Here is a 2,450-nt window from a genome sequence, read left to right as displayed (position 1 = left end):
AGCGCACCTGCAACGGTCCGTCGTTCATCGAGGTTTCGCCGGATGCTCTCACTGACACCCTCAGGATCGGCGACATAGCAGAACTGCAACGCATGGCCGGGCCGACTGAACTGACTTCCCAAAGCCAGACGAAGTCGTGAGGATGCCGCGGCGATTTCAGCCCCGTTGGCGATCCGCCGCATCCCGCGCAGGCGGATGACGGTGGCGTAATCGCCCTGGAACGTGATCAGGCCGCGTTGATCGCAGGTTGCCAGATCGCAGAACGAGGTCACGTCCCGATGCAGGAAGGTTGATGTGGCTGCAATCGTCCGCAGGACACCATCGAAGAGGGAGGCTCTGGACCGCGCGAGACGCGGGGCTTCCTGCCCCTCTGAGTGCACCGTTTTTTTACGTAGCATCAGCGTGACACTGCCCATTCTTGAGCCGCGTCGAGATAGCGGCGCGGATTGTCTGGAAACCACTTTCCCCGCATGAGGATCCGAAGCCCGGTTTCATGAGCTTCCGGGAAAGGGTTACGGGAGAGGCTTTTCAGAGCGGATCGGTACAAAGACGGGCGGTCCGTCCCGATCTTCTCCAATGCCCCGAGGCGGCAGGACAGAAGAGCCTCGAAGGCGCGCTTTGCGCTCAGCGCCTCGCCTGAAAGCCCCTGATCGTAAACGGTGTGGCCCGCTGCTTTCGCGGCCACATGAAGTGCTGTGACACAACGTCCCAGAGCGCCTTGATCCAGATGCGGGAGCCAGATCAGTGTCGCGACATCGTCTATACCGGGCTCATCGAGCGCGAATGCCGGCGCACAGGTCAGACAGAGGGGTCTGCCTGACACGGTAACTGCTGCGAGCATGTGCTCGCAGCAGGTGCAATGCCCGCTCATCGGTGCAGTCAGATCTTCAACCGTCAACCTTTCAGGGGCGGCCGAAGCCAATGGGCGCGACGAAGGCATCTTACTTGTCGAACTTCATCTGCTGCTGTTCGCCTGTGACGCTCGGCGCGGTACCAAACATCGTAAAGGACGCGGTCTTGGCAAGGAACGGGAATGCCAGGAGAATGCCACCGCAAATGAAGCCAGCGATGATCATGCCAGGCTTCGATCCTGCATTCGGATTCCGCTGATGCTGCCACCAACCGAAGATGGCGATGGCAAGCAAAAGCCCCCCGCCGATAAAGCAGAAGGCGTTAAGACCCATGCCGAAGGCGTTCATCCCTTTCTGCGTTGCGTCACGCGTGATGTCGTCAATGGCCTGAGCACGTGCTGCGGAGGCGAAAGCAAAAGACGACAATGCGGAAAGCGCAGGGGCCGCGACCATCAGGGAGCGCTTCAGGTGTGTGCGGGAGGACTGTGTCATAATGACTCCGGAACAGACGCTCTGGGCGTCGACTGTGGGGTGAGGGTGTGGGGTCACTGCACAAGCTTCAGTTCTTTGAGGAGTGCAGGACCAAGGACGTCTGCGTTCATCACGAGGAATCCCGCTATTCCCATGACCATGTTGAGGCCGGTGGAACTGTTGTTCGCGCCTTTCGCCCGGCCCATCTGGCGCACGATCGCGAAATAGACGATCAGTGCGCCGTAGGCTGCGAAGTAGACATGAAAGACATTCAGGATGGCTGTCAGGGCCGCCAGCGGGCCACCTTGTGCCGCTGTCATCAGGGCATCCGAGGAAAAGCTGACTTTCGATGATGCACCGATGCCGGCATTACCCTCAAAGCCAAGGGTGCGGTTTCCCATATTGAGAAACTCGGGAAACGACAGGAAAGTCGCACCAACAAGGATCATCATCTCCGGAATCACGCCCTTGGAGAGTAGCCCGTTACTGATGGATGAGCGCTGAAAGATGCCCATGACGCCGCTCAGGAGAAAGCAGCCTCCGCCGACGTAGCAAAGGAACGGAAGCAGCCAGGACAGTGCGGCACCAAGATCCTGAGCGAAGTCGAAAAGCCCTTCCATCTTAGTGGATCAGACCTTTTGGGGTGCGAACGACCCATCTCGACCCCGAAGAGGTAATCGTGATGACCGGCCCCCATCCGGGGATCACGGAGCCCGCTTCGACGCGGCTGGCATTGCCCTGTTCGTCCTGAAGAATGGCAATTCCTGGCGCTCCCGCCTGCACCGTGAACTGGGGCAGATGCACAAGGGCCGGCTTGGGCGTACTTGGCTCCGCTGACGGGTGAGGCTGCGCAACACTTACGGCCCGCGGCGCAACTGGCACAGCACTGCTGTGTTCACGAGCCGGATGGGCCAGAGGGGACTGGCTTGCCTGGAGCGCGCGATCTGTCTGGTCTTCGTGATGCTGAAGCTCGTCAAGGCGTCCCTTGAACTCGCCAAGACCGCGGTTCAGCGTCGCCGTCACATTGTCCTGCATGGCGTCGACGTTTTTTTGCAAGGCCGCCACATGATCATCCAGCGCTTTCAGCTGTTTGGCCATTTCCAGCTCGAGGGCTGCGTCTGGTGAAGG

At 59.9% G+C, this 2,450-nt stretch carries 3 protein-coding genes and 2 pseudogenes; all 5 read right to left on the bottom strand.

Annotated elements, in window-relative coordinates:
- Nucleotides 1-398, bottom strand: a pseudogene (locus R5H23_RS16670) (type IV secretion protein DotO); the annotation flags it as partial.
- Entirely contained in the window at nt 398-940 is a 543-nt protein-coding gene (locus R5H23_RS16665) for a hypothetical protein (RefSeq protein ID WP_010504786.1), read from the bottom strand. The pseudogene R5H23_RS16670 and the gene R5H23_RS16665, both read right to left, overlap by 1 nt.
- 1 nt (nt 941) lies before the next feature.
- Nucleotides 942-1,343: a hypothetical protein gene (locus tag R5H23_RS16660; RefSeq protein ID WP_061510691.1), complete on the bottom strand. Its 402-nt coding sequence runs from the start codon at nt 1,341-1,343 to the stop codon at nt 942-944.
- Between the two features lie 53 nt (nt 1,344-1,396).
- Nucleotides 1,397-1,942, bottom strand: coding sequence for a hypothetical protein (locus R5H23_RS16655; protein ID WP_024717053.1), 546 nt, complete (start codon nt 1,940-1,942; stop codon nt 1,397-1,399).
- Between the two features lies 1 nt (nt 1,943).
- Nucleotides 1,944-2,450, bottom strand: a pseudogene (locus tag R5H23_RS16650) (hypothetical protein); the annotation flags it as partial.

The organism is Gluconobacter sp. GP1 (assembly GCF_032913585.1).
In the GTDB taxonomy this organism is placed as follows: Bacteria; Pseudomonadota; Alphaproteobacteria; order Acetobacterales; family Acetobacteraceae; genus Gluconobacter; species Gluconobacter cerinus.
The sequence above is the reverse complement of the archived record's forward strand: the minus strand, read 5'-3'. Positions and strand labels throughout refer to the sequence as shown.

Bases quoted from the DNA above. Each gene is read 5' to 3' on its own strand.
- R5H23_RS16660 (WP_061510691.1), bottom strand. From the start codon at position 1,343: ATGACACAGTCCTCCCGCACACACCTGAAGCGCTCCCTGATGGTCGCG.
- R5H23_RS16655 (WP_024717053.1), bottom strand. From the start codon at position 1,942: ATGGAAGGGCTTTTCGACTTCGCTCAGGATCTTGGTGCCGCACTGTCC.
- R5H23_RS16665 (WP_010504786.1), bottom strand. From the start codon at position 940: ATGCCTTCGTCGCGCCCATTGGCTTCGGCCGCCCCTGAAAGGTTGACG.